This window comes from Vibrio sp. R10-SG3-ISO3 (genome assembly GCF_059834225.1).
Window position 1 is genome coordinate 1 of the sequence record NZ_JCBDHE010000047.1, and the last position, 25,670, is coordinate 25,670.

A 25,670-nucleotide genomic window follows, 5' to 3' on the forward strand; every position below is an offset into this window, starting at 1 on the left:
GCACCGCCGACCTCATAAGCGGGGATCACTGCGGTGCCAATGCGACTGGCAGCCAGTGAGAGATTCCATTCGCTGCGTGTTGAACGGTTGCCATTGATGATGTTGAGCGAGGAGCCAAAGCTTGGTCGCCCTAGATAAAAGTCATCGCTAAGCAGACTAAAATCAATGTCATCCGATTCGGCTTTTTGATCCAGTACCACACGCAGTTGGAATACCTCATTTTTCACGACCCGATTTTTACTCACGGTGACTTGAAGCGTGGCGGCGCTGATGGCGCTAGACCAAAGGAAAAAAAAGATAGAAAGGGATCGAAACGCTGTCATTACCATGTTTTTCCTGTTGATGCTGGGGGAGACTTTTGCTGCGCTTGCAACAGCAGTTGCGCGCGCAATAGGCGGCTAGGATCGCGTGCGGCTTCGACTTGCTCAAGTTTACGCAGCGCGGGATCGATCTCGTTGGTCTTGGTGTCGCCGAGTGTTGCCGATGTGTTAGGCGGCTCAGTGTGGTCGTTTGCCTCCTGCGAACCTCTCTCTTGCTCTGACATCGAGTCTTGTTCAGAAGTCGTGGATTGCTCTGTAGTTGAAGATTGCTCTGAACTAGAAGAGTTCTCAGAAGTAGAAGGTGCCTCGGACGTAGACGGCTGCGAAGGATTGCTCTCTTGGCTTTGCTGAGGTTCATTGTTTGGGCGCGGTGCTTCGTCTTGTTGCTCGGGCTGCGCGCTAGCGTTGCCTTGAGAGTTTTTACCAGATTGGGAATTAGGCTGAGACGCGGCTTGCTCAGATTGCTCACCTGATTCACCCTGCTGTTGCTGTTGCTGTTGCTGTTGCTGCTGTTGTAGCGCTTGTTCCACAATCGCTTTGTTGTGGCTTGCCGATGAGAGCTCTGGGTTAAGCGCCAACGCTTGCTCATAGTGCTCAATGGCGGCGGAATATTGACCGCTTTGTGCGAGTGCATTGGCGAGGTTGTAGTGCTGGTTGGCCGTTTTTGCGCCGCTTAGGTTTTCAATGGCGGCGTCAAAATCGCCCGCTTGATAGTGTGCCAAGCCTTGCCATTGCGGATCGTTAAACTTCTCGGCGGCGGCTGAGTAGTTACCCGAGAGATAGTCTCCATACGCTTGGAGATCTTGAGGTTTAAACGGGTTAGCGGCAACCTCCTGACTGGGCGAGAGCCAGAGCAGCGGCACTAGCAGCGCCGACAGCAAGACGCCACGGCGAAACAGTAGAAGCGAGAGCAGCACGATGAGTGGCAGCAGCCAATAGCCTTGGTTGACCTGATTGCTGACCGATTGATGACTGACGGCGCGAGTGGCTTGGTCGGTTTGATTCATCACGCGGTGAATGAGGTTGATGTCGTCGTTTGTCACCTGAACGGGCACAAAAATACCTCCGCTGGTGGACGCCAAGCGGCGCATATTATCAAAATTGCTTTTCGCGACCACCGTTTGGCCGTTATGCGTCAGCAATTGGCCATCTTGCAAAGGGATTGGCGCGCCGCTTTCAGTGCCGATGGCGAGGACCGACAGCGACCAAGCACCAGAATCGATCAGTTCGGCGCTGAGTGCTTGCTCGTCATCATCCAGATCATCGCTGACAAGCAAGATATGGCCGCGATCTAAGCCCGCATTTTTCATCAACTCAATAGCCAGTTCGATGCCTTTGTCTGCCCGAGCGCCCGGGTAGGGCATGATGTCAGGTGAAAGATTGGGCAGCAGGTTAAATATGGTTTGGCTGTCTGAGGTGAGCGGGCTTACCACGTACGCGTCCCCGGCGTAAGCAATCAGCGCGGTGTCACCCTCTTGCCATTCGGCCAATAAATCCGACACCTTGTATCTGGCTTGGTTCAAACGATTGGGTTTGATGTCATTGGCGTACATGGACATCGACATGTCCATCACTATCACTCGCGCTTCGGTGCTGGAAAACACCGGTCGCTCCGCTTGGCTAAAACTTGGCCCTGATAGCGCAACGATGGCAAGCGTCAGCATTGCGCCTAGCAGTGACAATAGTCGATGAGTGGGCTGTGATGAGCTCATACCAAGCGCGGCAGCAATGTGCGGCGCAATGAGCGTATGGCTCTTTTGACGTTTGCTGAGCCAGTACAGCAATGCATAGGTGGGCAGCAGTGCCCACAACCACATCGGGTAGAGTAGCGTAAAGTCAGACATGATGCCTCCGCACGATAATCAGGCCGAGTAGGGTGAGAAGGGCGAGCGTGAGCGGGACATAAAACCATTCAGTTTGAGGGCGCCAGACTTGCGTTGCCAACGAGACAGGCTCAAGCGCATTAATGGTGTCGTAGATGGTGGCGAGCTCATCGGCGTTTCTGGCCCGAAAGTACTGCCCGCCGGTTGTCTCAGCGATTGCCATCAAGGTCCGTTCATCGAGATCATGGGCGGTATTGACTTTACGGCTCATAAAGAACTCTTTGACGACCATTTCACCGGCGCCCACACCGACCGTATAGATGGTCGCGCCATATTGCTTGGCAATGTCTGCGGCTTCAAGAGGATTAAGAACGCCCGAGGTGTTCGAACCATCACTGAGGAGGATCATCACGCGCTGCGGCGCATCACTGTCGATAAAGGTTTTGGTCGCAAGGCCAATTCCTTCACCGATGGCGGTTTTTTCACCGATTAAGCGCAAAACCAATTGATCCACTTGTTTGGCGACGGTACGTCTGTCTAGGGTCAGTGGCGTTTGCAGATAGGCGTGATCAGCAAACAGCACCACGCCGATCCTATCGCCTTCCCGTTTGGCGACAAAATCATTGACCACCTGTTTGACTGCGCTCAGCCGATCAATGTAGTCGTCCCCTTGAAGCATGTCTTGCTGGCTCATCGAATAAGAGAGATCGAGCACTAACATTAAGTCACGGTGTTTCGGCTGTGTTGTGACGGGATCGCCAAACCACACCGGTCTCGCCGCCGCGAGTAACAGGAGTAGCCAAGTGAGTGAGAGCAGCAGACGTGTGACGCGCAAATTCGGCGTAGCCTGGGCTGCGCCCTGAGGTAAAATGGGCAGATAGAGCGGCGTTCGCTGCGCGCTGGCAGGAGCGAAGCGGTAAACCAACAAGGGCAGCGGCAGTGCAAACAGCACCCACCACCACAGCAGTTGCCAATCAGCCTCGAACAGGGCCACGAGATTTCCTCCGTTTCTTCGGTGGCAGCGCGTGCTCTATCCAATGGGCGCAGTGTTCGATCAACGCCTGAGACTCATCATTGTGTTGCTTGCTGTAGAGTGCATGTTGCCATTTATCGTAATTGTCGGCAAAGAGCGGGGTGCTCAATTGCTCATCCAAAAATAGATACCACTCTTTTCCTGTTAGCTGAGCGATCTCTTCGCGTGGGAAATAGCACAACGCCGATTGGCGAACCAACTCAATCGCTGATGAAGGTGTGCTGCCTTGTTTCAAAATGCGTAGGGCGGCTTTTTTCGGTGCAAGGCGTTTTTTCTTCCAGCGGGTGAAGCCCCAAATAGCGAGTAGCGTCATGATACCGGCGGCGATACTCGCCCACCATGCCCAGGTAAGCGGTAGCCAACTTGGTGGCGAGGGTAATATCATAGGGTCTAGCGGCAGCAATGAAGATTGACTGTTCGAGCTCATTCTAAAATCCGTGTAATTGTTGTTGTAGTGGTTGTGCACTAGTGAGTGCGCTGACGCTCATTCCTAGTTTAAGCGAGAGCCTAGAAAGCTGATTTTGCTTGGCTTTAAAGGCGGCTTCAATGTTTTTTCGCGTTGTTTTTTTCCCAAAATTAATCCATTGCGTATGCTGACGATCCGTCACCTGTTCGCAGCCGCGAAAATCAGTGACGCCTTGCTCAAGAGGATCCCACAACTGCACGATGCGCACGCGATTGTGGGTGTTGAGTCCAGATAGGGTGATCTCATCTTGTTCCGTCAGTCGGGCGAAATCGCTCAGTAAGATAATATCGCTGCCTTTAGGGCAGAGACGGTTGAGTGCTTCCAGCGCGGGCGCCATCGAGCTGTTTTGCGTGACGTGATGGTTCATCAGCGCTTTTTGGTGTTCATTGACCAAAGCGTGATTGAGTGCCAACGCCCCTCGCTGCCTTGGAAGGGGCTTGAGGTCAGTCAGTGTTGAGCCGGTATCGATGACTGCGCCGATTCTATCTTGCCCTTCAGTGGCTATCCACCCGGTGAGCGCGGCCAAATGCGCCGCTTGCACCGACTTCAGTAACAACGTTGAGCCGAACCTCATGCTCGGACTAAAGTCGACATAGACGATAACCGGCTTTTCGCGTTCTTCACTAAACAGTTTGGTGTGTGGCTTGCCTGTGCGCGCCGTGACGCGCCAGTCGATGCTTCGAATGTCATCGCCATGTTGATATTGGCGTACTTCACTGAAATCCATCCCGCGGCCAAGTTGGCGACTTTGGTGTTGCCCTGCCATTTGTGACCACAAACTTTTGGCTGGTGGCAGCCATTTCACCGCGTGCTGCTTAAGATGAAGCAACTCCTTCATGGTGAGGTTCACACCATCACTATGAGGCGGCAGTGTCGGCGTAGGGAGGACGGTATTTTTTGTGACCATGTTTATGCGCTACCGACCAGAGAGAGCAAGGTTGAGATCACATGATCGCGGCTGATGCCTTCTGCTTGGGCTTGATAGGTCAGCAGCAGTCGATGTCTTAGCACAGGGTAGGCCATTGCTTGGACGTCTTCTGGCGTAACAAAATCTCGCCCGGCCAACCAAGCGTGAGCGCGTGCGCATCGATCCAGTGCGATGGTGGCGCGCGGGCTGACGCCCATCTCCAGCATCGTTGCAAGGTTGTCGTCGTACTGCTCTGGATCGCGGGTCGCCATCACCAATCTAATGATGTATTGCTCGACGCTCTCAGCCATATGTACGTTGAGCACTTCTTGTCTGGCGGTGAAAATATCGTGTTGCGAGAGTTGCGGTTTCTGCGCGCCGACTTCGCCTTTGGCTTCGCCGCGGTTTAAGCGCAGGATCGCGAGCTCACTGTCGGCGTCAGGGTAGCTGACGTTAAGGTGGAGCAAAAAGCGATCAAGCTGAGCTTCAGGTAAGGGGTAGGTACCTTCTTGCTCTATCGGGTTTTGTGTCGCCATCACCAAAAACAGCTCGGGCAGCGGGTAGGTTTGTTTGCCGGCAGTAATTTGCTTTTCTGCCATGGCTTCTAGCATTGCGGCTTGCACTTTGGCGGGGGCACGGTTGATCTCATCAGCGAGCAGCAACGAATGGAAAATCGGGCCCGGTTGGAAGCGAAATTCCCCGGTTTCTGGTCTAAATATGTCGGTTCCTGTCAAATCCGCCGGCAATAAATCCGGTGTAAACTGCACGCGATGGAAGCTGCCTTCAATGCAATCGGCTAGGGCTTTTACCGCGCGTGTTTTAGCAAGCCCCGGTGGTCCTTCGACAAGGATGTGGCCGTCAGCCAAGAGTGCAACAAGCAATTGCTTGACCAATTCACTTTGACCAATCACTTGACCGTTCAAATAGTGTTGCAGCTGTGATAGAGCGTGAGTGTGCATGAGCCGTATCTCTCCATGAGTTCTCGCCATAGGCGATAGCGCAGGTTAAGTCTCTGATATTGAGAACAATTAGAATATGGGTATTTTCCCGTGAGATACAACTCTTTCCCCAGTCAATTGACCAAAATTTTGCCAATGGGCACAAGACATTGTGGAAATACAACCAAAGTGTGAGCTAGTCTAAATGAAAGAGGTAAAGTAATGCTTAAACCTTACGATATAAGTAAAGTGAATAGCACACTCGATGGCTTAGGCTCTGTGAAAGCAGTCTGTCACGGGGTGTGCTTGTTTGTTCAACAGGGCTAGGATCAGCATGATAAATTTGAACTCCATTAGTATTAAACAGAAAGTGGTCGCAGGGATTACCTTTGCGGTACTGGCATCTACCATCATTGTCGGCGTGATGGCTCAACGTCAAGCGAGAGCAGTATTAGAGCATCGCTTGATCGATATTGAGTTGCCAACCATGCTGGAAAAAATCAAAGGAGAAATCGACAACGAAGTGACCCAGTTGTTGATGGCAGCACAACAGATCGCCAACAATGAGTTCACCCAGCAAGCGATCAACACTCGTAATATCGATGCCGATAGCGAGCGTCTTTTGGTGAAGTCGCTAAATAACGTCCGCACGCAGTACAAACTCAACGATGCGTCAGTGGCCAACCGAGAGACCGCCTACTACTGGAACCAAAATGGCTTCCTACGTGAGCTTAACAAGCAGCAGGATGGTTGGTTCTTTGGCTTCACGCAGTCCGGCAATGCGACTATGGTCAGCATGTTCCAAGAGGCCAGCGGTGAAGTGAAGATGTTCGCTAACTTCCAGCAAGTCGACGGGTTCTCCATGTCAGGGGTGTCAAAATCAATGGATGACATGGTGAAGCTACTGAATGGATTCAAGATTGAGCAAACCGGCTTTGTCTTTTTAACCAACGCTAAAGGTGAAGTACAAATCCACCGCGACCAAAGCCAATCAAAAGCGACATTGGCGCAACTCTATGGCAGCAACGCGTCTGAGTTATTGGATAAGTCAGACTTTAACCTTGTCCAAGCGACTTACAACGGCCAAAACGTCTTTGTTTCTTCCACTTATATTCCGGTTATGGATTGGTTTGTGGTGGGCGTGGTACCCGTAGATGAAGTGTTCGCGGATTTGACCAAAGTGGCGCATCAAATGCTGATCACGACCATTGTCGTCGCGGCACTGTTTATTTTGATGGGGCTGTTTTTGGCCAACAGCATTGCTAAGCCGATTCGTGCGATTGCACTGCGTTTTAGCGATCTGGGCAAAGGTGATGGCGATCTTTCTCAACGTATCGAGATCAAAGGCCGCGATGAAATCGGTCAATTGTCAGAAGGGTTTAACGGCTTTATTGAGAAGATTCATCAATCAATGAAAGAAGTAGCCTCGACCAGTAGTGCGCTTCAATCAGCGGCGGATGGGGTCTCACACAAAGCCAACACCACGCACGATAATAGCCAAGTGCAGCGTGATCAAACCATACAAGTCGTGACCGCGATCAACCAGATGGGCGCCACCATCAGTGAGATTGCCACCAACGCTGCCACTGCTGCGGAAACCGCAACCCAAGCGTCCGACAACAGTGAAGTGGGGCAACAAGTGGTCAGCAAAGCGAAAGATGCCATCAGTCGTCTCGCACTTGATATCGAAAGTACCGGTCAAGTGGTGGAACAGTTGGCGTCGACAACGCAAGAAATTGGCTCCATTTTGGACGTGATTCGCGATATTTCCGAGCAAACCAATTTGTTGGCGCTCAATGCGGCGATTGAAGCGGCACGTGCGGGCGAGCAAGGTCGAGGCTTTGCGGTTGTGGCGGATGAAGTCCGTAATCTCGCCAGTCGAACAGCCGATTCGACCGAAGAGATCCAGAAGATGATCAACCAGTTACAAAGCGATGCCAAAGACGCGGTAACGGCGATGGAGGCGGGTAAATCCGTCACGGGTGAAGGGGTGTCTGCGTCGGACGAAGCGGTAAAAGTGCTACTGAGTATCTCAGAGCGTATCCATGACATCTCGGATCGCAACACTCAAGTGGCGACAGCGACGGAGGAGCAATCTACCGTGGTGCACACCATCAATCAGAATATTGAAGAGATCAACGCCATCAATGAAGTGACCACTAGCACGGCGGAAGAGTTAGCAGCAGCGAGTACTGAATTGAAAGAGTTGTCCGTTCGGTTGGATAAAATGGTTGGGAGCTTTAAGCTATAACAGCATTGAACGCTTTCGCGTGTCAAACTAGAAACTCTGGGGTTAAGTAGGTAAACTTGCCCCAGTTTTATTTTGGTAAGGGTATGTCAATCATGAGTGATGTTGAAAAAGAACTGGAGCTGATGTCTCAAGAGATGGGGGATGAGCCAGAGGTGGGATTGCCATCAATCGAAGAGCAAAAAGCCATCGCACAAAAGCTGAAAGAGCTTGAAGCCGAGGGCAAGTTGACCCCAGAGGTCTTGGAAGAGTACTTTGGAAAATTCTACGCCAAGACGGACGCACCGATTCACTGATTGCGCTGGTTTACTTGGTCAAGAAAGCAGAAGAGAAGGTTGGCATTGCCAGCCTTTTTGCTTTTTATCCCCGATGGCCGTTGTGCTGATCAACGTGGGCGCGGCGCCAACGACTATCTGGCGACGACTTGGTTTCTCCCCGCCTTTTTCGCCTCATACAGCGCTTGGTCAGCGCGTGATACCGCTTCACTCCAAGTATCATGCATGGTGAGGCTGCTGACGCCAAAGCTTGCTGTGCAGAATTCATCGTGTTTAGGAAGCAAGTGAGTGCGCTCAATGACCTGACGCAGCTTCTCTGCGACAAATTCAGCGTCTTCAAGTGACGTCTCGGGCAAAATGAGCAAGAACTCTTCACCGCCGTAACGAAAGCAAAAATCGTTGGCGCGCGTTTCCACGTGCAGAATACGACCGATACTGTTTAACACGCGATCGCCTGTTTGGTGGCCATAGAAATCGTTGATCTCTTTAAACCGATCAATATCCAGCAACACGAAAGATAGGTCGGTTTGAAAACGGCGTGCTCGAGCGGACTCTTTGGGTGCTAATTCAGACAGTGCACGTCGATTATAGAGTTGGGTGAGGTCGTCTTTCAGGGATGTGTCGTAGATGGTGGCGACCAAGCGACCGGTTAGGAGCCAAGTGATTGAAAAACAAATAAAAATCACCATAGAAATGAGAGAGATGAATGCCAGTTGGTGCACTAAGCCTGACTGCATGAAATCCTGAATTTGTTGTTGGAACGGCAGAGTAGCGACGCGAAAGAGGCTGTATCCACCTTGAATAATCATGGCAATAGAAAGTAAACGTTTTGAGCCAGGGATGTCTTTGTGCGTCCCTTTGAGGTTGGCGTATAAGGTGAGGAAAGACATTAATGCAATAAAGCTCGCGACCAAAAAAATCCGTACATTAGTCGAGGGGGAGAAATAGGTAAAGTAGGTCAGCCCCAAAATGATCAACGGCAAGCCATAGTAGCCGATGTTCGCCAAACGATGAGGAAAGCTGCGCAACAAGCACACGCCGTGGAGCAGCAAAACAAAGCTGAGCACAATCGCTGAATTGGCGGTGATTTTTGAGATCCAATAAGAGGTGTGATTACCAAAACTCAGTAAAAGAAAACCCACACCGAGCAAAAGCAGCGCCAGCGCTATAGTATTGATTCCCCTAATGTTTGGCTGTAGGCGCTGAATCAGCAAAAGCCCAAACGCGTACGTAAACGACAAAAAACACAAATCACCGACAAGGTCGGAATATCTAAACGCGGCAAGTTTATGATCCATTTGATTTATTTGTGTTTAAGTGTAGTTGATATAATTGTGTTTAATAGAAAAAGACCACCGAATTCGGCGGCCTTAGTCAATAAAAGTGCCCGATGGCTCGATCGCGTGCTGGGTGTGGCTTATTTCACACGCCAAGCGATGGTTTCGCCGCCACGAATAGGAACCACGATGTCGTCACCAAACGGCATGGTTGGTTCGACAGACCAGCTCTCTTTCACCAAAGTGACGGTGTCGCTGTTGCGAGGGATGCCGTAAAAATCGGGGCCGTTGTGGCTGGCGAAGGCTTCCAGTTTGTCCAGTTTTCCTTCGTTCTCAAACACTTCAGCGTAGAGCTCTAACGCTGCGTGTGCAGTGTAAGAACCCGCACAGCCGCAAGCTGCTTCTTTTTTGCCCTTGGCGTGTGGCGCCGAATCGGTGCCCAAGAAGAACTTCTTGCTGCCACTGGTAGCCGCTTCAATCAACGCTTTTTGGTGGGTGTTGCGTTTAAGGATCGGCAGGCAGTAGAAATGTGGGCGAATGCCGCCGACAAGCATATGGTTGCGGTTGTAGAGAAGGTGGTGAGCGGTAATCGTTGCTGCGACATTGTCATTGGCGTTATTCACAAACTCAGCGGCATCGGCAGTGGTGATGTGCTCAAGAACAATCTTTAGATTAGGAAAGTCATTGACGATTGGCGCAAGTACAGTGTCTAGGAACGCTTTCTCACGATCAAAAATATCCACTTCGTGATGAGTCACTTCGCCGTGGACTAACAGCAGCATGCCCACCTCTTGCATCGCTTCAAGCACGGGGTAGATGTTTTTCGCATTGGTCACCCCAGAGTCGGAGTTAGTGGTCGCACCCGCTGGGTAGAGTTTCGCTGCCACCACTTTGCCTGATGCTTTCGCTTGGCGGATATCCTCGGCGGTGGTGTTGTCAGTCAGATACAGCGCCATCAATGGTTCGAACTGCTCGCTTGGCTTTTCTGCCAGGATGCGCTCTCGGTAAGCCAGCGCCATATCGGTGTTGGTCACAGGTGGGATAGTGTTTGGCATGATCAGCGCGCGGCCGTTGTAGCGACTGATGTCACGCACGGTGTCTTTGAGTACGTTACCGTCGCGTAAGTGAACATGCCAGTCGTCAGGACGTGTGATCGTAAGTGTTGTCATTGATTGCTCCCACCATAGATTGAATTATCGGATTGGAGCCTAAACGCGGCGAAAAATGTGAAGGCAAACGCTTACGTTTAGGCGACAGGATGATAGAGCAAAGTCACTGGAATTTCATCTACTTTCTCGGATTTTGACCGATTTCGCCTTAAGTATCCGCGCGCTGCAGCGTATACTGCTGAGACAATCATTACGCTTAGGATTAGCAATGTCAGCGCCAGATTCTTCACAACAACCGCAACTCTCCCAAATCAATGTCTACCCCGTCAAATCGGTGGGCGGTATTGCACTCTCGACCTCGTGGGTGGAAAAACAAGGTCTCACGTTTGACCGTCGCTTTATGCTTGCGACTGCCGATGGTCAAATGGTCACCGCGCGCAAATTCCCGCAGATGGTCACGGTTCGTTCCAGTTTAACGGCAGATGGGCTGGTGATGACCGCCGAGGGGCATGCGCCACTTCGCCTACGTTACGACGCGTTTAAAATGCAAGCGGCGTCTGCTCAAGTGTGGAATGACCGATTTACTGCTTACACCACCACGGATGAGGCCGATGACTGGTTTAGCGCGGTCATTGGTCAACGGGTCGAGCTGCTTTATACCGGCGAACAGTCCAATCGTGTGCGTGAAAAGCTGGGTCACAATGTCAGCTTCGCTGATGGTTATCCGCTGCTTGTTATCAGTCAGGCGTCGCTTGATGAACTCAACCGCCGTAGCCCTGAACGCCACGATATGGATCAGTTTCGTACCAACTTAGTGGCGGGCAACACTGCGCCTTTTGAGGAAGATCGCTGGAAGCGCATTCGAATCGGTGACGTTGAGTTCGAAGCGGTGAAGCCTTGTGAGCGCTGTGTGTTGACCACAGTGGACGTAGAAAAAGGTGCGTTTCGTCGAAGTAAAGAGCCTTTACAAACCTTATCGCAATTTCGCGCCAATGAGCGCGGTGGCGTGTTCTTTGGTCAAAACTTGGTCGCAAAGAACGAAGGCTTGATTCGACAAGGTGATGATATAGAAGTGTTGGAATACAAAGAGCCAGAATTCTACGCTGACAAAGGTCAACTGAGTCTCTCTGCTGTGGAAGCGCCAGTGCCGGACTCAGTAAAATCGCTGACCATCAGTGTCAACGGCAACATCTTCAGTGGTGATAACCAACGCACCTTACTTGAGCAAGCGGAGGAAGCGGGTATCCCGATGGCAAACAGTTGTCGTGCTGGGCTGTGTGGTGCGTGCCGCGTTACGGTGGAATCTGGCGAAGTGGACCAAGAAGATGTGCCGGCACTTCATGGCTTTGCTCACGAACCGGGGTTAGCGTTAGCTTGCTGCTGTGTGCCGAAATCGGACATCGAAGTCATCAGTTAAATAGATCAGTTAAATAAAGAGATACCCTTACCTCTGAAATGAAACAAGCCCCAATTTCGCGGAAGATATGCAGCATATAATCCGTGCGATTGGGGCCTTAATGTGAGAGGGGGGCTCACTATCCGCTGACAACAATAACCGGTGTGTCGTTTTCCTGTGCAAACAGCGCAATCTCTTCCGGCGGCGCTTCGTTGGTGATGACTAAATCAATGTCGGCCAAGGTACCCAGTTTTACCATCGCATTGCGGCCAAATTTACTTGAGTCGACGCCAAGAAAGACACAACGGCTATTTTCCATAATTGCGCGTTTGACGCGCACTTCATGATAATCGAAATCCAGCAATGAGCCATCGAAGTCAATTCCGCTGATGCCCAAGATGCCGAAATCGAGGCGGAACTGGGAGATGAAATCCAGTGTCGCTTCACCCGTCACACCGCCGTCCTTACCGCGTACTTCGCCGCCTGCCAAGATGACTTTAAAGTCCGGTTTGCTCATTAATAGGGTGGCGACATTGATGTTGTTGGTGACGATACGTAAGTTTTGATGCTTGCTCATCAGTGCACGTGCGACGGCTTCAGGCGTTGTACCGATGTCGATAAATAAGGTGGCACCGTCAGGGATGTGAGTCACAAGTTCTTGTGCTACTTTGCTTTTTTCCGATTGGTGAGACACTTGACGGATTTGATAGGAAGAATTTTCTGAGCTTGAGACAATGGTCGCGCCGCCGTGGTTACGGCGGATCTTGTTCGCCTCGGCCAGCTCGTTTAAGTCACGACGAATTGTTTGTGGGCTGACATCAAAACGCTCAACTAACTCTTCGGTACTGACGAAACCTTGGGTTTGAACGAGCTCGATGATCTCTTGATGACGTTTTAATGCTTTCAAATTCACTTCCTTATTAAATGGCGTACAACACAGAAGTGTACGGACAGTCGAAGAGAAAAGCCAATGAACTTGGTCGTTCGAAGTGAAAGTATGCGCGTTTTCAGAAAATGTTCACAAAAACGCGCGTGACGAGTTTAAGTTTTCAGCGGAAAAACTCGGACTCGCGCATCCGGAGTGTGCAACTAGGCCGTCTCTTTGGCCACAGGTGATGCCAATAGCGGTTTGTCACGCCCCAGTTTGAGCTGCGACAAAATGACCCCAGTGATCACCATCAAACCACCGACAAGGTGATAGAAATGCATAGTTTCACCCAGTAACACAGAGGCCAATGTCACCGCTAAGATCGGCAACAAGTTCATAAACATTGCGCTTGAGTCTGCGCCGATCGCATCTATCGATTTGACCCACATCCAAGGCGCGAGCACTGAGGCGGCGATGCCAGCGTAAGCGATAAGCGGCAGAGCATCGCTACTGGGTATTGGCGACGCGCTGGTGACGAGCAGTGGAAATAGCATCATGAGTGCAAACACGCCTTGTAAATAGATGATGACCCAGTTTGAGAGCGGCATTTTCCAACGTTTAAGCAACACGCAGTAGGCGGCGTAGCAAAGTGCGGCTAACAGCATCAAGCCGTCTCCTGGCGTCATATCTTGATGGAGGAAATAGGTCATATCGCCTTGGCCCAACATATAGCTCAAGCCGATTAATGAAAGTACGCCACCGAGAATACTCACCGCAGAGATCGACTTACCCAGCAAGGGGACACTCAGAAACACACTAAGCAGCGGCACCAAAGAGGTGATGAGCGCCATGTTCGAGGCGGTCGTTGTTAAGCCTGCGTAGTAACCGAGCGACTGGTTGAGCACCATGCCCAGCATGGCAAGAAACGCCAGTTTCGTCAGGTGTGGTTTGACGTGGTGCCACTGTTTCACCACGCTCGGAAGACAAAAAGGCGATAGAAGTACCACGGCAACAAACCAGCGATAGAAACTCATCGCACCGGGTTCAATGTGGCTGGCGGCCAGTTTGGTTACGATGGTATTCCCGCCCCAAATGAATACGGTAAACAGTGGAAGTAAGTAGTTCATGTGAGCCCCATCGCAAAGTAATCAGTGGAACCGAGTGTGACAGGTCTATATAATTATAAATATCTCCATAAAGACATTGCGCGTCATAGGAAGACAATCTTGAGAAAATCGGCAAAACACCTTCATCCTTCCTTATCCATTGATAAGGCACCATCAGACGTATTTATGAATTTCGAGGCGTTTCTTTCGAATACAGAAACGCGTATGCATAGCCACCCTTGGGGGCAAGTTCAACTGATCAGTGGTGGAATATTGGAGATGGAAGCCGAAGATACGCGCTTTTTGGCTCCGCCCCATTTGGCTATTTGGGTGCCTGCGGGCGTTCGTCACACCAGTTACAATCGCAAACCTATTTCCTACTGTTCTCTCAATGTGGCGCAATCGCTGACGACAAATTTCCCAGATAGAACCAGCCTGATTAAAGTGACGCCGATTGTTTCCGCGATCATTGATGATTTTCGTCAGCGAGACATCAACGTTGCTGATTCTGATGCGGATAAACGCTTGGTTCAGGTGCTGCTTGACCAATTAGCCACCCGAGATACTCAGCATCACTTCTTGCCCTCGAGCGATCATAAATATTTAGCACCGATTCTAGCGGCGGTGGAAGAGAACCCCATCGATAACACGAGCTTGTCGCAATGGGCTGAGCGCGTCCATACCACAGAACGCACGTTAGCCCGTCACTGCCAAGCCGAGCTGGGGATGAGTTTTACCGAGTGGCGATTGCGCGTTCGTTATCTGCATTCGATGGAACTGCTGCGTAATGGTCACTCCGTGAAAGAAGTGGCGTTGACGCTCGGATATAACCAAGCCAGCCCCTTTATTGGCATGTTTAAGAAGTACTCTGGCCAAACGCCAGAGCAATACAAGAACAAACTACTTCATCCGGACAAAGGCTAAGATAGCCGCAAGCGTGAGCCAAGTAGGTCGGATTACTCCAGTTCCACTGGCGGTCTAAAGACCATTTCATGAATGACGACATCGTCGGGTAGGTTCAATAAAGTGAGGACGGTCTGTGCCACGCTAGCGGGCTGCATATAGTTAGGGCGACTTGCAGCGCGAAATCCAGTGTCTGTACCACCTGGGAATAAGTTGGTGACTTTAATGCCGTGTGGTTGCGCTTCTTTCATCAATACGCCCGTCAGACCTGCCAATCCTTGCTTCATCGCCGTATATACCCCCATGGTTTCACTGGAGCGTTTGGCCACGGTACTGGCGACGTTAATGATGTAGCCGGATTGCTGCGCTTTCATCAGTGGTAGCGCTTCTCGGCAAAGAAGAGCGGGAGCACGTAGGTTGATCGCGTATTGCTGGTCAAACTCTTCTAGGGTGAACTCATCAAGGCCACACTTTCGGCTGTTCATACCGGCGTTATTGATCAGCACGTCTAGCCCACCTAAGGTGTCGGTCGCTTGCTTGAATAGCGCTATGCACTGGTTGGCGTCGGCAAGATCAAACGCTGCGACATGGCATCCGGTCTCTTGTTGTAAGGTGGCCAGTGCTGCTGCATTTCTTCCGGTGGCAAACACTTGGTGCTGCTGGGCGCAGAGCTGCTGCGTCAGCGCGTAACCAATTCCACCACTCGCGCCAGTTACCAGTATCTTCATCATCCTTTCCTTATGTTGGTGTTGCTCGGTTTGGATGAAGTCTAACAGAGGCGCAGTGAAAAGAATTGGTCAACATACACAGGAATTGACTAACTCGGGTACATAAACAAAAATCCCCCCTCGCTGCGCATTAATTTGAGCTCAGTGAGGGGGGATGTGATTAGCCAATGTCGTTGTTAGTCTGTACACGCTTCGCGCCAGATTTGCTTTGTAAATCTAGAAGAGCGATCTCGGTTTGCCAAATAATTGTTGATAATGATATCGATTATTCTTCCTAAACTGTGATCTCACTTCAAAATTGTGTAAGGTCACCACGCTATCGAGTTCCTATCTCTACTCAATCACTTAAAGGGCGGGATGCAATCTTTATCACAATCTCATTAAACACCTTGCTAAATAACTGAAAAATTTGGCGAATACCATTACGCTTATTTGGATGATGACAAGGAGATGAGGTGTTAGATGAGAGTATTGTTGGGGTTACTCAGCCATCTCTTGGTGTTTGCTGCGGGGATTGGACTGGGTATCTACGCATTGCCGATTATTACCCAGCCTCCGTCTCCAGATATCAGTCAGATTAAAGCCTTGTCTCATACCGCGCTCTACAGCGCCACATTTGATAGAGCACGCCAAGACAGTGATTTTCTTCATTGGGGTGAGGGCTCTGTGTCGATTACGCCAGATGCTATCGGGTTTATAGGTCAGCTTGCACCGGGCCCAGATTATAAACTCTATCTTTCGCCTCAATATGTGGAAAGCGAAGCGTCGTTTTTGGACCTTCAGGCAGAAATGGTGCTGATTGGGGATGTGAACACCTTCGAGCGTTTTTATCTCACTATTCCTGCTGGCGTCCATGTGGAAGAGTACAACACGGTGATCGTCTGGTGTGAAACCTTCAAAGAATTTATTACTTCTGCCCGTTACAAATAAAGCGTGTTTGACGTTCAAAACACGAGCCCCTTGGTCAAAGTCACTTATTTATTCTCTTCATCCATTGTTTGTATGGTTAGGTATTCAGTACACTAAGGACAAATAATATTTGCGGTGCTAGGCGATGGGCACTGTGCAACATAACGAGGTTTGGTGTGGACAAAATTCACCTAGTGATTGACTTCCTGTTGACTCACAAAATGGTTTTTACAGCGCTGATTATTTTGCTGATTGCTTTGGTTCGTCGCGTGGTATTGGCTAAGATTCGTGGTGACGTGGCTTTTGTCAGTGAAGAGCAACGCAGCTGGATGTATCGCACAAAAAACGCTGCTTTTGCGGTCACTGTGGTGTTGCTGTTCACATTGTGGAAACCGGAAATCAGTGAATTCGCCCTCTCAGTGACGGCGATTGCGGTGGCCATTGTGGTTGCCTCAAAAGAGATTATCCTCTGTTTCACTGGCTCCATTCAGCGTGCGAGCTCGCGTTCGTTTCGCATGGGCGATTGGATCGAAGTGGGCAAAAGTACTGGTGAAGTCATCGAACACAATTTGATGGCCACCGTGATTCAGGAGATTGATATCTATCACGGTGAGTACAACTACACAGGCAAGACCATCACCTTACCAAACAGCTTATTTTTTACCTATCCGGTCAAAAACTTGAACTTCATGAAGCGGTACGTGTTCCACCATTTCTCAATCATCGTGCCGGATTTTGTCAATCTCTATCCGATGCTTAAAGATGTCGAAGATAAAATTAATGAACGCATTCATTACTTTAGTGAAGTCGCCAAACGATACAATGCCATTATTGAAAAGCGAGCGGGGGTCGATTTGCCCGGTTCAGAGCCTCATATCGCGGTCACTAGTGCGGCGACGGGTGAGCAAATTGTTCAGTTCACTCTCTTTTGCCCTACAGACAAAGCGTCTCATCTAGAGCAGGGGATTCGTATGGATTTTATGGCGTTGTATGAGCAGCGTTTTCCTAAGGTAGCGCCGTAGCGTTATCAAGAAATTCTCAAGGAGGAAAGCATGATCAAGCAAGTGGGTCCGACAACAATTAAAGAAACACACTCGCTAAGTTGTCACTGTGGTGCGGTTAAACTGGCGCTCTCTTTGCCTAATGGGATTGAGAAACCGCGCCGTTGTGATTGCTCCTTATGTCGTCGTAAAGGAGCGATAGTGGCCTCTGTGCCATTGGATGGGATCACCCTACTGCAAGGAGAAGAGAGCCTGACTCTCTATCAATTTAATACCCACACAGCAAAACACTATTTTTGCAAAATATGTGGCATCTACACTCATCATAAGCGCCGTTCGGACCCGACAGAGTATGGCTACAATGTCGGATGCCTTGAAGAGGTGAACCCGTTTGATCTTGGCGACATAACGACGATGGACGGAGTGCACCACCCCGCCGATAGGTCTTAGAACATGCCGAGCAGATCCTCGGGATTGGGTTTGCTCAACCTGTAATCAGTAACGCATCTTCATTTTCAACGCAATAGCCACTTCAAAATTATTCCCTGTCGCGGTAAATCCAATTTCGAGAGGCTGTTATGCAACAGATAAAGCGATCGTCATCACGCCGTCTCAAAAGTAGGATGCTCCGATGTTTATGCCAGTATGGAAATTAACCAGCATAAAATGCTAATCATTCATGGTGCTAATGCTCTAAATCAGAGGGTTTTATCTATTGAATTATTAATAGGACATGTTGCGCTCTGTATTCAGTGTTTTGTGATATCGAGCCCTAAAAAGAGTGCTAAATTTACAAAATAATAACAACAGCGACGAATTCAACATCATACCCAGTGTGTGACGTTGGAAGCAGTTCAAAGCAATAACGATAAAATCGATTCAGAATGGCTAGGAAAACAGGTATGAAACCACTAAAAATCAAGGACGTGTCCATTGCGGTCAGAGCATGGTCAATCCTAGCGCTATTCGCGCTGGGGCTTATTGTTAACACTCTACTTAACATCGACAAATCCCGAGAGCACATGCGTTACAACTACGAGCATGGGGTTGAAACCTTAGTGCAAAGCGCGATGGGTGTCGCCAATCGCTACTACGAATTAGTCCAAAGTGGCGAGCTGACGTTGGAAGAGGGGCAAAAGAACGCCCTTCAATCGATCTCTGCAATGCGTTTTGACGAGGGGAACTACATCTTCGTGGGAGACAAACACGGTGTCCAATTGGCAACGGGTGTCGATTCTTTGCTAGGCAAAAACATCATGGAGTTCAAAGACAGCTCTGGACACTTTTTTGTTAAAGACTTGTACAAGATGGCGCAAAGTGGTGGCGGCTTCGTCAACTACACTTGGAAGAATCCAGATAAAAACACCATCGATCCGAAAACCAGTTATGTGATGCAGTTTGAACCCTGGGGTTGGATGATAGGGTCTGGGATGAACATGGTGGCGCTTGAAAATGCAACCAGAATGTCGGAAATCGCCTCATTGAGCTACGCGTTGGGAATATTGGTGGTCTTATCCTTGATTGTCGGTTACTTCATAAAAACCATCACTAGCCCAATTAAACGCACGGTGAGAGCGATGCGTGAGTTGTCAAAAGGTGAAGGCGATCTGACTCAGCGCTTGCCGGAAGAGGGCAGTGCAGAACTGATATTACTTGCGCGTTATTTCAACCAGTTTATTGCCTCACTACAGACCATCATGCAGAGCATCAGCGATGCCGGGGCTCAAGTCTCAGCATCCGCTTCGCAACTGACACACTCGGTGCATCATATTGATGACAGTTTGAACCAGCAGCAAAACGACGTCGATATGTTGGCGACGGCGATGACTCAAATGCTCGCGACGGTGGAAGAAGTGGCCAGTCGCACCGTTGAGGCCAATGATGCCAGTGGATTAGCGGCGAAAGAAGCCTCGAATAGCCACGCAATTATTAGTCAAAATGTCACGGTCGCCAATGAACTTGCACAGCAAATCGAAGCAGCAACAGAGGTGGTGCAGCAACTAGCGAGCGATGCGAATAACGTTGACACGGTTCTGGAAGTCATTCGAGGCGTCGCTGAGCAGACCAACTTATTGGCGCTCAATGCCGCCATTGAAGCGGCGCGCGCCGGTGAACAAGGTCGAGGCTTTGCCGTGGTCGCCGATGAAGTAAGAACGCTATCGGTGCGAACGCAGGAGTCGACATTAGAGATCCAGAGTATTGTTGAAAAACTGCAAGCCGGTGCGAAAAATGTGGTGGAGGTGATGAACCAAGGCGCTGAAAAAGCGGGCAGTGCGTCTGCGTTATCGAGCCAAGCGGGAGATGCGCTGAATCTCATCAACAAAGAGGTACACACGATTGAGGAGATGAACCAGCACATCGCAACGGCTGCGGAGCAACAAACGGTCACGGTCGGAGACATCAACCGCAATGTTGTCAGCCTGCGTGATATGGCGTCAGAAGTGTCGGTAGAGTCAAAACAAATGGCGTCATCAGGTCAAGAGTTGAACCGTGTCTCCAATGATCTACTGGCCATGATTCAGCGCTTCAAGCTGGCATAAACGTCTCTCAACACACAAGGCACGTCTTTCGACAACTGAGGTAAATCGCCAGCTCTGATGATAGAATCACGACCCATTATTTAGAGCAACATCCATCAGAGCTGCGCGATTCATTATGAGACACCTTAGAACTACTCTTCACCCCGATATTGATCACCTAGACGAAAAAACTGTGTTTAAGCGTAATGCTGCACGAGCCATTGTCATTAGTGGAGAGGATATCCTCTTACTCTATACCGCGCGTTACCACGATTACACTATCCCTGGTGGCGGCCTCGATCCCGATGAAGATGTCATCGCAGGCATGGTGCGCGAACTGCAAGAAGAAACCGGCGCGCAAAATATTCACGCCATCAAGCCATTCGGCCTATATGAAGAGTTTCGTCCTTGGTACAAAGATGACGCCGATGTGATGCACATGATCTCCTACTGCTACACCTGCAAGGTGGACAGAGAGCTCGGTGAGACGGCCTACGAAGATTATGAAATAAAAAACGGGATGAAACCTGTGTGGATGAATATCCACGATGCCATCGCTCACAACGAGAAAACCATGGAGCAAAGTGACAAAAAGGGCATGAGCATCGAGCGCGAAACCTTCTTGCTGCAACTGATCGCCAAAGAGATGCTGTGAGCGAACATGGGTTTCGTACAGCCCCCATGCTCGTTTGACATGATGGCACTATCTTAGTATCGAGCAATGATATCGCTGCGCTCAATTAATACGGTGCCATGACCAAAGATGAAATCGACGGTGCCACTGATTTGTGATTCGTCAAAATAGGCGCGCCCTGCACGAAAATATAATGTGTCTTGATAACTGTTAACGGAAACATCTCGAAATTGAGCCCGATCCCCTTGATGGGAAATAAGCAACGCCACCGCTTGAGTCCCATTCTGGCGGCCTGGATCGTCTTTTGCTTTCTTTTGGTTTTGTGGGAAATCAAAGCCATTTTCTATCATGAGGCTTCGAGCTTGAAAGTCAGCGGCATCGACACTGACCGTACGACTGCCAAAGGTGCCAAACTTCTTCCCGTTCTCATCCATCATACTGTTTGCTGTGACAATATGCAGGGCTGACGTCGCTCCGATTCCAAGAATTACCAATCTATTCACGCTGTAAATCCTTTTTTTATTTCATTGAAAATAAATAGAAACACTGTTTTATTGTGATCTGATTCAGGTTTTTTGATTTGCCTTTACTAAGTGTTTTTATATTAATTTATAGGAGTTTAGTAAATATTATTTAAATCACATTTAGTAACGTAATTTATTAAAACATCGTTTCACTGATCACGTTTTGGTTAAATACCACTTTCAAACAAGGGTCTTTAAGGCGTAAGTTAAATTGAACTTAACGAGAACAAAACGGTGTTTCGAAATGAAAAATAAAATTATAACTTCTGCTATCCTACTCGCACTAACCAGTACAGCGGCGCATGCGGTCTCTATCAATATGCGTCACGAGTGGACGCCTAAATTTGAGGGCAAAGACCAAGTCCATAAAGACCGTATCGCGGTTTCCCATCGCCATGCGAATGGTGTCGGTTGGGAAGTGGAAACTAAGTGGCAAAGTGGTGACGGCTTCTTTGACTTCGACCAGTTTGTTGATGCGGGTAACCAAGCCAACATCAGCTACCGCTGGAAGCTTGATGGCCAATTTACTCTAACCCCTCAGTACAAATGGGAAACGGGCAGTAATAAACATGCCCACCAGTTTAACCTAACGTTGGGTTACAAAATTAACGACGATTGGTCGACATCTTTCCGTCATCGTTACCACTATGAGATCAAAAATGGTGGCGACGATAACTCACACTACAACCGTTGGACTGTGGGCCTAGGTTACAAAGGCATCGACAACTGGTCGCTGAGTGCATCGTCAGACTACACCTGGAAACAAGAGGGTGAAGATGTGTGGAAAGGTGACAGTGACGGATTTACTGAATTCAACTTCAAAGCAGAGTACAAAATGGGTGGCGGATGGTATCCGTTTGCTGAATTTGGTGTGACACCAGATAAGAAAGAGAACAGCTCTGAGAAAGATGCTTGGAAACCTCGTTACCGTATCGGCATGAAATACAGCTTCTAATCACCATCTTGACGATACCTAAAACCCTGTTGGTACTCCGGTGCCAATAGGGTTTAAATGAGGATACCCATTATGCAAAAAACGCCCATTGCTCTGTGTATCGCGGCGGCGATGTCTATCACTGGATGTGCGACCGATACGCAACAATCACAATCTCTCTCTCCTGATACGCTCACTTGGCAGGCCATTACGTTTGGTCAATCCACCGATTTAAACTTTGGTTCAACCATACTGCCGGAAAAAGTCGGCACCAATGAAGTGCTCGTTAATGGCCAACCGGCCACCGCAGGTGCTTTGGCGGACACCTTTACCATTGAAAGCCGTGGCGGCAAGCTCGCTAACTCTCATGAAGGTGTGACTTTTTACTACACCAAAATCCCAACCGATGTGAATTTCACCCTGTCTGCGACCATCACCTTGGATCAGCTTGGCCCTGAAACCGGTTCAAAACCCAACCGCCAAGAAGGGGCTGGGATCATGGTACGCGATATTATTGGTGAACCAAGATTGAATCCTCAACCTGAAGGTTTGGAAGAGTTTCCTTCGGCATCGAACATGGTGATGCATGCGCTGCGTGCAAACAAAAAAGCGACCAATGGTTTGGTGAACATCAACGCCAATTACCGTGAAGGTATCTACCAACCTTGGGGTACGGGCGGCAACCGTATGAGCCGTGATGAGTTCATTAAAGGCGTGCCATTTGGCTCAGATAAGCCCTACAAAATGTCGCTAACACGTACCGACAGCGGCTACCTTGTCACCTATGATGATGGCACAGTGCAGCAGAGCGAAGAGATCAAAGGTGCGAATGCCAATATTGTTCAAGTGCAAGATCCGAATTACCAATATATCGGTTTCTTTGCCTCTCGAAATGCAAAAATCACCGTCAGCGATGTGGATCTCACGCTAACTCCAGCCAACACAGTTGATGCGCCGTTGTACAAAGCCACATTAGAAGACGTGGTGCTGCAACAAGCGTCACCTGATCGCAGTGCGATTGATAACTATACCTTGCAGTCGCGTGCCAACTACTCGGGCACGTTCAGCGTGAGCCAAAACGGTCAGACCTTGGTCGATAACGTGGCGGTCAGTGCCGGTGAGTTTTTCAACTATGATGCCACGCTCAAGCACAACCAAGCGCAATTTACTGTGACTTATACCCCTGTCGAAGGGCCGGATCTGAGCGCGAAAAGCTACGTTCAATCGGTTGAAAAAGTCACGGTGAGCGATCCAATGAACCTCACCGTTAGCCCTAACAGCCAGCTTGATCTTGCAGCCGCAGTAGCGCTAGTGGCACCGGGTGGTACCATCACATTAGAGCCGGGTGTCTACCCAGGTTTGACGCTGCCAGTGTCTGTGAGTGGTACCCAAGATAAACCCAAGCATCTGATCGCAAAAGATGGCGTGACCTTTAGCGGCGATATTTTGCATGACGCCAGCTACTGGAATGTGAAGAATATCGAGGTGGCAGGTGCGCGCTATATCGTTCACGGCAGCCACAACCACTTTGATCGCATTGTGACGCACAGTGCACCTGACACAGGTTTCCAAATCACCTCACAGGCGAAGATTGGCCGTGCACTGTGGGCAAGCTACAACGTGGTGGAAAACAGCGAAAGCTACAACAACATGGATGAGTCACAAATCAATGCTGACGGTTTTGCTGCCAAAATGCGCATCGGTGACGGGAACACCTTTATCCGTTGTGTTGCCCATCACAACATCGATGATGGCTGGGATTTGTTCAACAAGGTTGAAGATGGTGCCAATGGCGTCGTGACTATTCTAGATTCTGTTGCGTACCAAAATGGACAAACGCTTGAAGTAGCAGGTAAAGGCGGTTCACGTGGTAATGGCTTTAAGCTCGGCGGTGAAGGTTTACCTGTGGCGCATATTGTGCGCAACAACTTAGCCTTCCACAACCACATGGACGGCTTTACCGATAACTTCAACCCGGGTGCATTGCAATTGGAAAATAACGTGTCTATCGACAACAAACGTTTCAATTTCCTCGTACGTAAGAGTCCATACACAGAGACAGTGAAGCAGGGTACCTTTACGGGTAACCAGTCATACCGCTTCTTTGTTGACAGTGACTACAGTGATGTGGTGAACGCGGATGTGAAGCAGAACAACTACCTGCTTGCGGATGGCATTACCGTCAATGACCAAGGTCAGGCGATAGAGTCGCAGCGTTTGGTGGAGCTGAAAAAAGCATCGAAAATTTCCGCTACCGAACCGGTTCCCGGTCAATCGGAAGCGATGCGCTTAAAAGCGTTGTTATCACAACCCTAACCACCGAAAGGCTTAGCAAACGCTAAGCCTTTTTTTATCGCTTTTTATGGAGTACAACACGATGAAAATCGCCTCACTTTTCATTCTTCCATGTACCATGTTGGCGCTACCCACATGGGCAGCGTGTTCACCTGACACCGATTCGACGCCAAGCTCTGTTGGTGCAACAGGCTGGGCGACTGGTGTGACGGGGGGATGCGGCGCGACACAAATCACCACAGTCACCAACCGTCAAGAGCTGATGGATGCACTCTACGAGGGTCAACCAAGCATCGCCTCAGATGGTGCGTGGGTTGAGCCATCTCATCAGGCAAAAATCATTTACGTCAAAGGTTCCATCGATTTGAACGGTGATGCGACAGGTCAACCCATCGCACCTGAGCAGTATATGGCACGTTGTGACTCGCCATACGATAGCTACGACGATTTCTATGCCGCTTATTATCAGGCCTATCGTCCGCAAGAGTGGAACAAACAATCGCTTGTAAACGGTCGTCCGCCGGAGTTAACGGGTGAACTGGAAACTCTGCGTCAATGCTTTAGTCGCCAGCAAAACAACCATATCGTGCTGCGTGTCGGCTCGAATACATCACTGATTGGCGTTGGCACCGACGCGGAAATTTAGCATGGTCAGTTGCGATTAGGTCAACTGCGCTATGACAGAGAAAAGAATCAAGCCAAACCGTACAACTATCATGCGCAAAATATCGTGATCCGAAACCTTCGCTTTACCGATGCGTTTGATGATTTCCCAGGGTGGGGACCAAGAGATTCGTTTAAAGTCGACAAAAAAGAATTTGGTCAAGGAAATTGCAGTGAGACGTTTGTTGATGACAAGGTCAATCCAACCGGGTGCACGCTGCGCGGAGGACGTTGGAACTCTGAGTACGACAACATCACAGTAGAAAACGCGTCTATGGTTTGGATTGATCACAACAGTTTTAGCAATGGTGAACGGACTGACGATCGCTTCCCACCCGTTTGGGACGCTCCATACAACGAAAAGACGCAAAAAGTGCAACACCACGACGCCTTGATCGATATCGTTGGCGCGTCAACCAAAGTGACGGTCTCGAACAACCACTTCAAGCATCACGATAAGGTTGGCTTGATTGGTTACAGCTCTAGCCAAAGCAACAAGAAGAAGTGTCTTAATGCGGGTTGGAGCGAAGCAAAGTGCGGCTCTTATTACTTCGCGCACAACAACTGGTTGAACGGTCAGCCCGTTGAGTTGAACGAGGTTGCCCACGCGAAGGCGAAAAAAGGCAAAAGCAATGCGCCGCTGATCTCGCTAGATCCGGCTCAAGAGGCGCGTTTTTGGCACCCAAGCCAACACTACGCCTATGATGTCAAAGCACCCGAAGAGTTGCTTAACATATTGAAAGATAAGGTTGGTGCGGGCAAGCTGAGTCAATAATTCAAACGGTATTGTCGCC

Annotated in this window: 25 protein-coding genes; 13 read left to right on the forward strand and 12 right to left on the reverse strand. The window is 49.6% G+C overall.

Annotation, left to right across the window (positions count from 1 at the left end; translation table 11 throughout):
* The 6 genes from AC6R1A_RS13980 to AC6R1A_RS14005 all read right to left on the reverse strand — a co-directional run.
* On the reverse strand, nt 1–323 hold a 323-nt coding region (locus tag AC6R1A_RS13980; RefSeq protein WP_500646192.1), incomplete at its 3' end, for a BatD family protein.
* Complete coding sequence (locus AC6R1A_RS13985; protein WP_500632875.1) at nt 323–2,164, reverse strand: vWA domain-containing protein; 1,842 nt, start codon at nt 2,162–2,164, stop codon at nt 323–325. The genes AC6R1A_RS13980 and AC6R1A_RS13985, both read right to left, overlap by 1 nt.
* Nucleotides 2,157–3,137 carry a vWA domain-containing protein gene (locus AC6R1A_RS13990; RefSeq protein WP_500632876.1) on the reverse strand — a complete coding sequence of 327 codons (981 nt, stop codon included), beginning with the start codon at nt 3,135–3,137 and terminating at the stop codon, nt 2,157–2,159. The genes AC6R1A_RS13985 and AC6R1A_RS13990 overlap by 8 nt, the downstream gene beginning before the upstream one ends.
* Nucleotides 3,118–3,603, reverse strand: a complete 486-nt coding sequence (locus AC6R1A_RS13995) for a DUF4381 domain-containing protein (RefSeq protein ID WP_500632877.1) — start codon at nt 3,601–3,603, stop codon at nt 3,118–3,120. The genes AC6R1A_RS13990 and AC6R1A_RS13995 overlap by 20 nt, the downstream gene beginning before the upstream one ends.
* A 1-nt stretch (nt 3,604) precedes the next feature.
* Nucleotides 3,605–4,549 (reverse strand): DUF58 domain-containing protein, encoded by a 945-nt coding sequence (locus AC6R1A_RS14000; protein ID WP_500632878.1) that lies wholly within the window; start codon nt 4,547–4,549, stop codon nt 3,605–3,607.
* A 2-nt stretch (nt 4,550–4,551) separates the two neighbouring features.
* Nucleotides 4,552–5,508 carry an AAA family ATPase gene (locus AC6R1A_RS14005; RefSeq protein WP_500632879.1) on the reverse strand — a complete coding sequence of 319 codons (957 nt, stop codon included), beginning with the start codon at nt 5,506–5,508 and terminating at the stop codon, nt 4,552–4,554.
* Between the two features lie 313 nt (nt 5,509–5,821).
* Here AC6R1A_RS14005 and AC6R1A_RS14010 point away from each other — a divergent pair, with 313 nt between their 5' ends.
* The gene (locus tag AC6R1A_RS14010; protein WP_500632880.1) at nt 5,822–7,738 is read left to right on the forward strand and encodes a methyl-accepting chemotaxis protein; all 1,917 of its coding nucleotides are present in this window, start codon (nt 5,822–5,824) and stop codon (nt 7,736–7,738) included.
* Between the two features lie 92 nt (nt 7,739–7,830).
* The gene (locus AC6R1A_RS14015) at nt 7,831–8,031 is read left to right on the forward strand and encodes a restriction endonuclease subunit S (protein ID WP_500632881.1); all 201 of its coding nucleotides are present in this window, start codon (nt 7,831–7,833) and stop codon (nt 8,029–8,031) included.
* 113 nt (nt 8,032–8,144) lie between these two features.
* On the opposite strand, the gene AC6R1A_RS14020 is transcribed toward AC6R1A_RS14015, so the two are convergent.
* Nucleotides 8,145–9,308, reverse strand: a complete 1,164-nt coding sequence (locus AC6R1A_RS14020; RefSeq protein WP_500632882.1) for a GGDEF domain-containing protein — start codon at nt 9,306–9,308, stop codon at nt 8,145–8,147.
* Nucleotides 9,309–9,427: 119 nt separating this feature from the next.
* Entirely contained in the window at nt 9,428–10,456 is a 1,029-nt protein-coding gene (pyrC, locus tag AC6R1A_RS14025; protein ID WP_500632883.1) for a dihydroorotase, read from the reverse strand.
* A gap of 208 nt (nt 10,457–10,664) precedes the next feature.
* On the opposite strand from pyrC, the gene AC6R1A_RS14030 reads away from it, so the two are divergent.
* Nucleotides 10,665–11,813, forward strand: a complete 1,149-nt coding sequence (locus AC6R1A_RS14030; RefSeq protein ID WP_500632106.1) for a YcbX family protein — start codon at nt 10,665–10,667, stop codon at nt 11,811–11,813.
* Between the two features lie 118 nt (nt 11,814–11,931).
* Here the strand turns inward: AC6R1A_RS14030 and AC6R1A_RS14035 are convergent, their stop codons facing one another.
* Nucleotides 11,932–12,699: a DeoR/GlpR family transcriptional regulator gene (locus AC6R1A_RS14035; RefSeq protein WP_334552112.1), complete on the reverse strand. Its 768-nt coding sequence runs from the start codon at nt 12,697–12,699 to the stop codon at nt 11,932–11,934.
* 182 nt (nt 12,700–12,881) lie between these two features.
* Nucleotides 12,882–13,787, reverse strand: a complete 906-nt coding sequence (locus AC6R1A_RS14040; RefSeq protein ID WP_500629142.1) for a DMT family transporter — start codon at nt 13,785–13,787, stop codon at nt 12,882–12,884.
* A gap of 99 nt (nt 13,788–13,886) precedes the next feature.
* Here AC6R1A_RS14040 and AC6R1A_RS14045 point away from each other — a divergent pair, with 99 nt between their 5' ends.
* Nucleotides 13,887–14,690 carry an AraC family transcriptional regulator gene (locus AC6R1A_RS14045; protein ID WP_334552110.1) on the forward strand — a complete coding sequence of 268 codons (804 nt, stop codon included), beginning with the start codon at nt 13,887–13,889 and terminating at the stop codon, nt 14,688–14,690.
* A gap of 32 nt (nt 14,691–14,722) precedes the next feature.
* Here AC6R1A_RS14045 and AC6R1A_RS14050 read toward each other — a convergent pair whose 3' ends face one another.
* Entirely contained in the window at nt 14,723–15,400 is a 678-nt protein-coding gene (locus AC6R1A_RS14050) for an SDR family oxidoreductase (RefSeq protein WP_500632107.1), read from the reverse strand.
* A 459-nt stretch (nt 15,401–15,859) separates the two neighbouring features.
* On the opposite strand from AC6R1A_RS14050, the gene AC6R1A_RS14055 reads away from it, so the two are divergent.
* The 5 genes from AC6R1A_RS14055 to AC6R1A_RS14075 all read left to right on the forward strand — a co-directional run bounded on the left by AC6R1A_RS14055 (nt 15,860) and on the right by AC6R1A_RS14075 (nt 20,481).
* On the forward strand, nt 15,860–16,327 hold the full coding sequence (locus AC6R1A_RS14055) for a DM13 domain-containing protein (RefSeq protein WP_487902224.1): 468 nt from the start codon (nt 15,860–15,862) through the stop codon (nt 16,325–16,327).
* Nucleotides 16,328–16,527: 200 nt separating this feature from the next.
* Entirely contained in the window at nt 16,528–17,328 is an 801-nt protein-coding gene (locus AC6R1A_RS14060) for a mechanosensitive ion channel family protein (RefSeq protein ID WP_420378201.1), read from the forward strand.
* 30 nt (nt 17,329–17,358) lie between these two features.
* On the forward strand, nt 17,359–17,757 hold the full coding sequence (locus AC6R1A_RS14065; RefSeq protein ID WP_500632108.1) for a GFA family protein: 399 nt from the start codon (nt 17,359–17,361) through the stop codon (nt 17,755–17,757).
* Nucleotides 17,758–18,209: 452 nt separating this feature from the next.
* Entirely contained in the window at nt 18,210–19,847 is a 1,638-nt protein-coding gene (locus tag AC6R1A_RS14070) for a methyl-accepting chemotaxis protein (protein WP_500626738.1), read from the forward strand.
* A 115-nt stretch (nt 19,848–19,962) separates the two neighbouring features.
* Nucleotides 19,963–20,481, forward strand: coding sequence for an NUDIX hydrolase (locus AC6R1A_RS14075; protein WP_500632109.1), 519 nt, complete (start codon nt 19,963–19,965; stop codon nt 20,479–20,481).
* 53 nt (nt 20,482–20,534) lie between these two features.
* On the opposite strand, the gene AC6R1A_RS14080 is transcribed toward AC6R1A_RS14075, so the two are convergent.
* A complete protein-coding gene (locus AC6R1A_RS14080; protein WP_500632110.1) occupies nt 20,535–20,963 on the reverse strand; it encodes a pectinesterase family protein in 429 nt (142 codons plus the stop codon).
* A gap of 265 nt (nt 20,964–21,228) precedes the next feature.
* On the opposite strand from AC6R1A_RS14080, the gene AC6R1A_RS14085 reads away from it, so the two are divergent.
* The 4 genes from AC6R1A_RS14085 (at nt 21,229) to AC6R1A_RS14100 (ending at nt 25,651) form a co-directional block, all read left to right on the forward strand.
* Entirely contained in the window at nt 21,229–21,939 is a 711-nt protein-coding gene (locus AC6R1A_RS14085) for an oligogalacturonate-specific porin KdgM family protein (RefSeq protein WP_500632111.1), read from the forward strand.
* Nucleotides 21,940–22,011: 72 nt separating this feature from the next.
* Nucleotides 22,012–24,234, forward strand: a complete 2,223-nt coding sequence (locus AC6R1A_RS14090; RefSeq protein WP_500632112.1) for a right-handed parallel beta-helix repeat-containing protein — start codon at nt 22,012–22,014, stop codon at nt 24,232–24,234.
* Nucleotides 24,235–24,295: 61 nt separating this feature from the next.
* Entirely contained in the window at nt 24,296–24,859 is a 564-nt protein-coding gene (locus AC6R1A_RS14095; protein WP_500632113.1) for a hypothetical protein, read from the forward strand.
* A gap of 9 nt (nt 24,860–24,868) precedes the next feature.
* On the forward strand, nt 24,869–25,651 hold the full coding sequence (locus tag AC6R1A_RS14100; protein WP_500632114.1) for a pectate lyase family protein: 783 nt from the start codon (nt 24,869–24,871) through the stop codon (nt 25,649–25,651).
* Nucleotides 25,652–25,670 lie beyond the last annotated feature (19 nt).

What these genes read in the sequence shown, in the direction of transcription:
- AC6R1A_RS14055 (WP_487902224.1), top strand. Translation starts at nt 15,860, where the DNA reads ATGAGAGTATTGTTGGGGTTACTCAGCCATCTCTTGGTGTTTGCTGCG.
- AC6R1A_RS14050 (WP_500632107.1), bottom strand. Translation starts at nt 15,400, where the DNA reads ATGATGAAGATACTGGTAACTGGCGCGAGTGGTGGAATTGGTTACGCG.
- AC6R1A_RS14085 (WP_500632111.1), top strand. Translation starts at nt 21,229, where the DNA reads ATGAAAAATAAAATTATAACTTCTGCTATCCTACTCGCACTAACCAGT.
- AC6R1A_RS14015 (WP_500632881.1), top strand. Translation starts at nt 7,831, where the DNA reads ATGAGTGATGTTGAAAAAGAACTGGAGCTGATGTCTCAAGAGATGGGG.
- AC6R1A_RS14040 (WP_500629142.1), bottom strand. Translation starts at nt 13,787, where the DNA reads ATGAACTACTTACTTCCACTGTTTACCGTATTCATTTGGGGCGGGAAT.
- AC6R1A_RS14000 (WP_500632878.1), bottom strand. Translation starts at nt 4,549, where the DNA reads ATGGTCACAAAAAATACCGTCCTCCCTACGCCGACACTGCCGCCTCAT.
- AC6R1A_RS14090 (WP_500632112.1), top strand. Translation starts at nt 22,012, where the DNA reads ATGCAAAAAACGCCCATTGCTCTGTGTATCGCGGCGGCGATGTCTATC.
- AC6R1A_RS14095 (WP_500632113.1), top strand. Translation starts at nt 24,296, where the DNA reads ATGAAAATCGCCTCACTTTTCATTCTTCCATGTACCATGTTGGCGCTA.
- AC6R1A_RS13995 (WP_500632877.1), bottom strand. Translation starts at nt 3,603, where the DNA reads ATGAGCTCGAACAGTCAATCTTCATTGCTGCCGCTAGACCCTATGATA.
- AC6R1A_RS14070 (WP_500626738.1), top strand. Translation starts at nt 18,210, where the DNA reads ATGAAACCACTAAAAATCAAGGACGTGTCCATTGCGGTCAGAGCATGG.
- AC6R1A_RS14075 (WP_500632109.1), top strand. Translation starts at nt 19,963, where the DNA reads ATGAGACACCTTAGAACTACTCTTCACCCCGATATTGATCACCTAGAC.
- AC6R1A_RS14065 (WP_500632108.1), top strand. Translation starts at nt 17,359, where the DNA reads ATGATCAAGCAAGTGGGTCCGACAACAATTAAAGAAACACACTCGCTA.
- AC6R1A_RS14020 (WP_500632882.1), bottom strand. Translation starts at nt 9,308, where the DNA reads ATGGATCATAAACTTGCCGCGTTTAGATATTCCGACCTTGTCGGTGAT.
- AC6R1A_RS14060 (WP_420378201.1), top strand. Translation starts at nt 16,528, where the DNA reads ATGGTTTTTACAGCGCTGATTATTTTGCTGATTGCTTTGGTTCGTCGC.
- AC6R1A_RS14010 (WP_500632880.1), top strand. Translation starts at nt 5,822, where the DNA reads ATGATAAATTTGAACTCCATTAGTATTAAACAGAAAGTGGTCGCAGGG.
- AC6R1A_RS14030 (WP_500632106.1), top strand. Translation starts at nt 10,665, where the DNA reads ATGTCAGCGCCAGATTCTTCACAACAACCGCAACTCTCCCAAATCAAT.
- AC6R1A_RS14005 (WP_500632879.1), bottom strand. Translation starts at nt 5,508, where the DNA reads ATGCACACTCACGCTCTATCACAGCTGCAACACTATTTGAACGGTCAA.
- pyrC (WP_500632883.1), bottom strand. Translation starts at nt 10,456, where the DNA reads ATGACAACACTTACGATCACACGTCCTGACGACTGGCATGTTCACTTA.
- AC6R1A_RS13985 (WP_500632875.1), bottom strand. Translation starts at nt 2,164, where the DNA reads ATGTCTGACTTTACGCTACTCTACCCGATGTGGTTGTGGGCACTGCTG.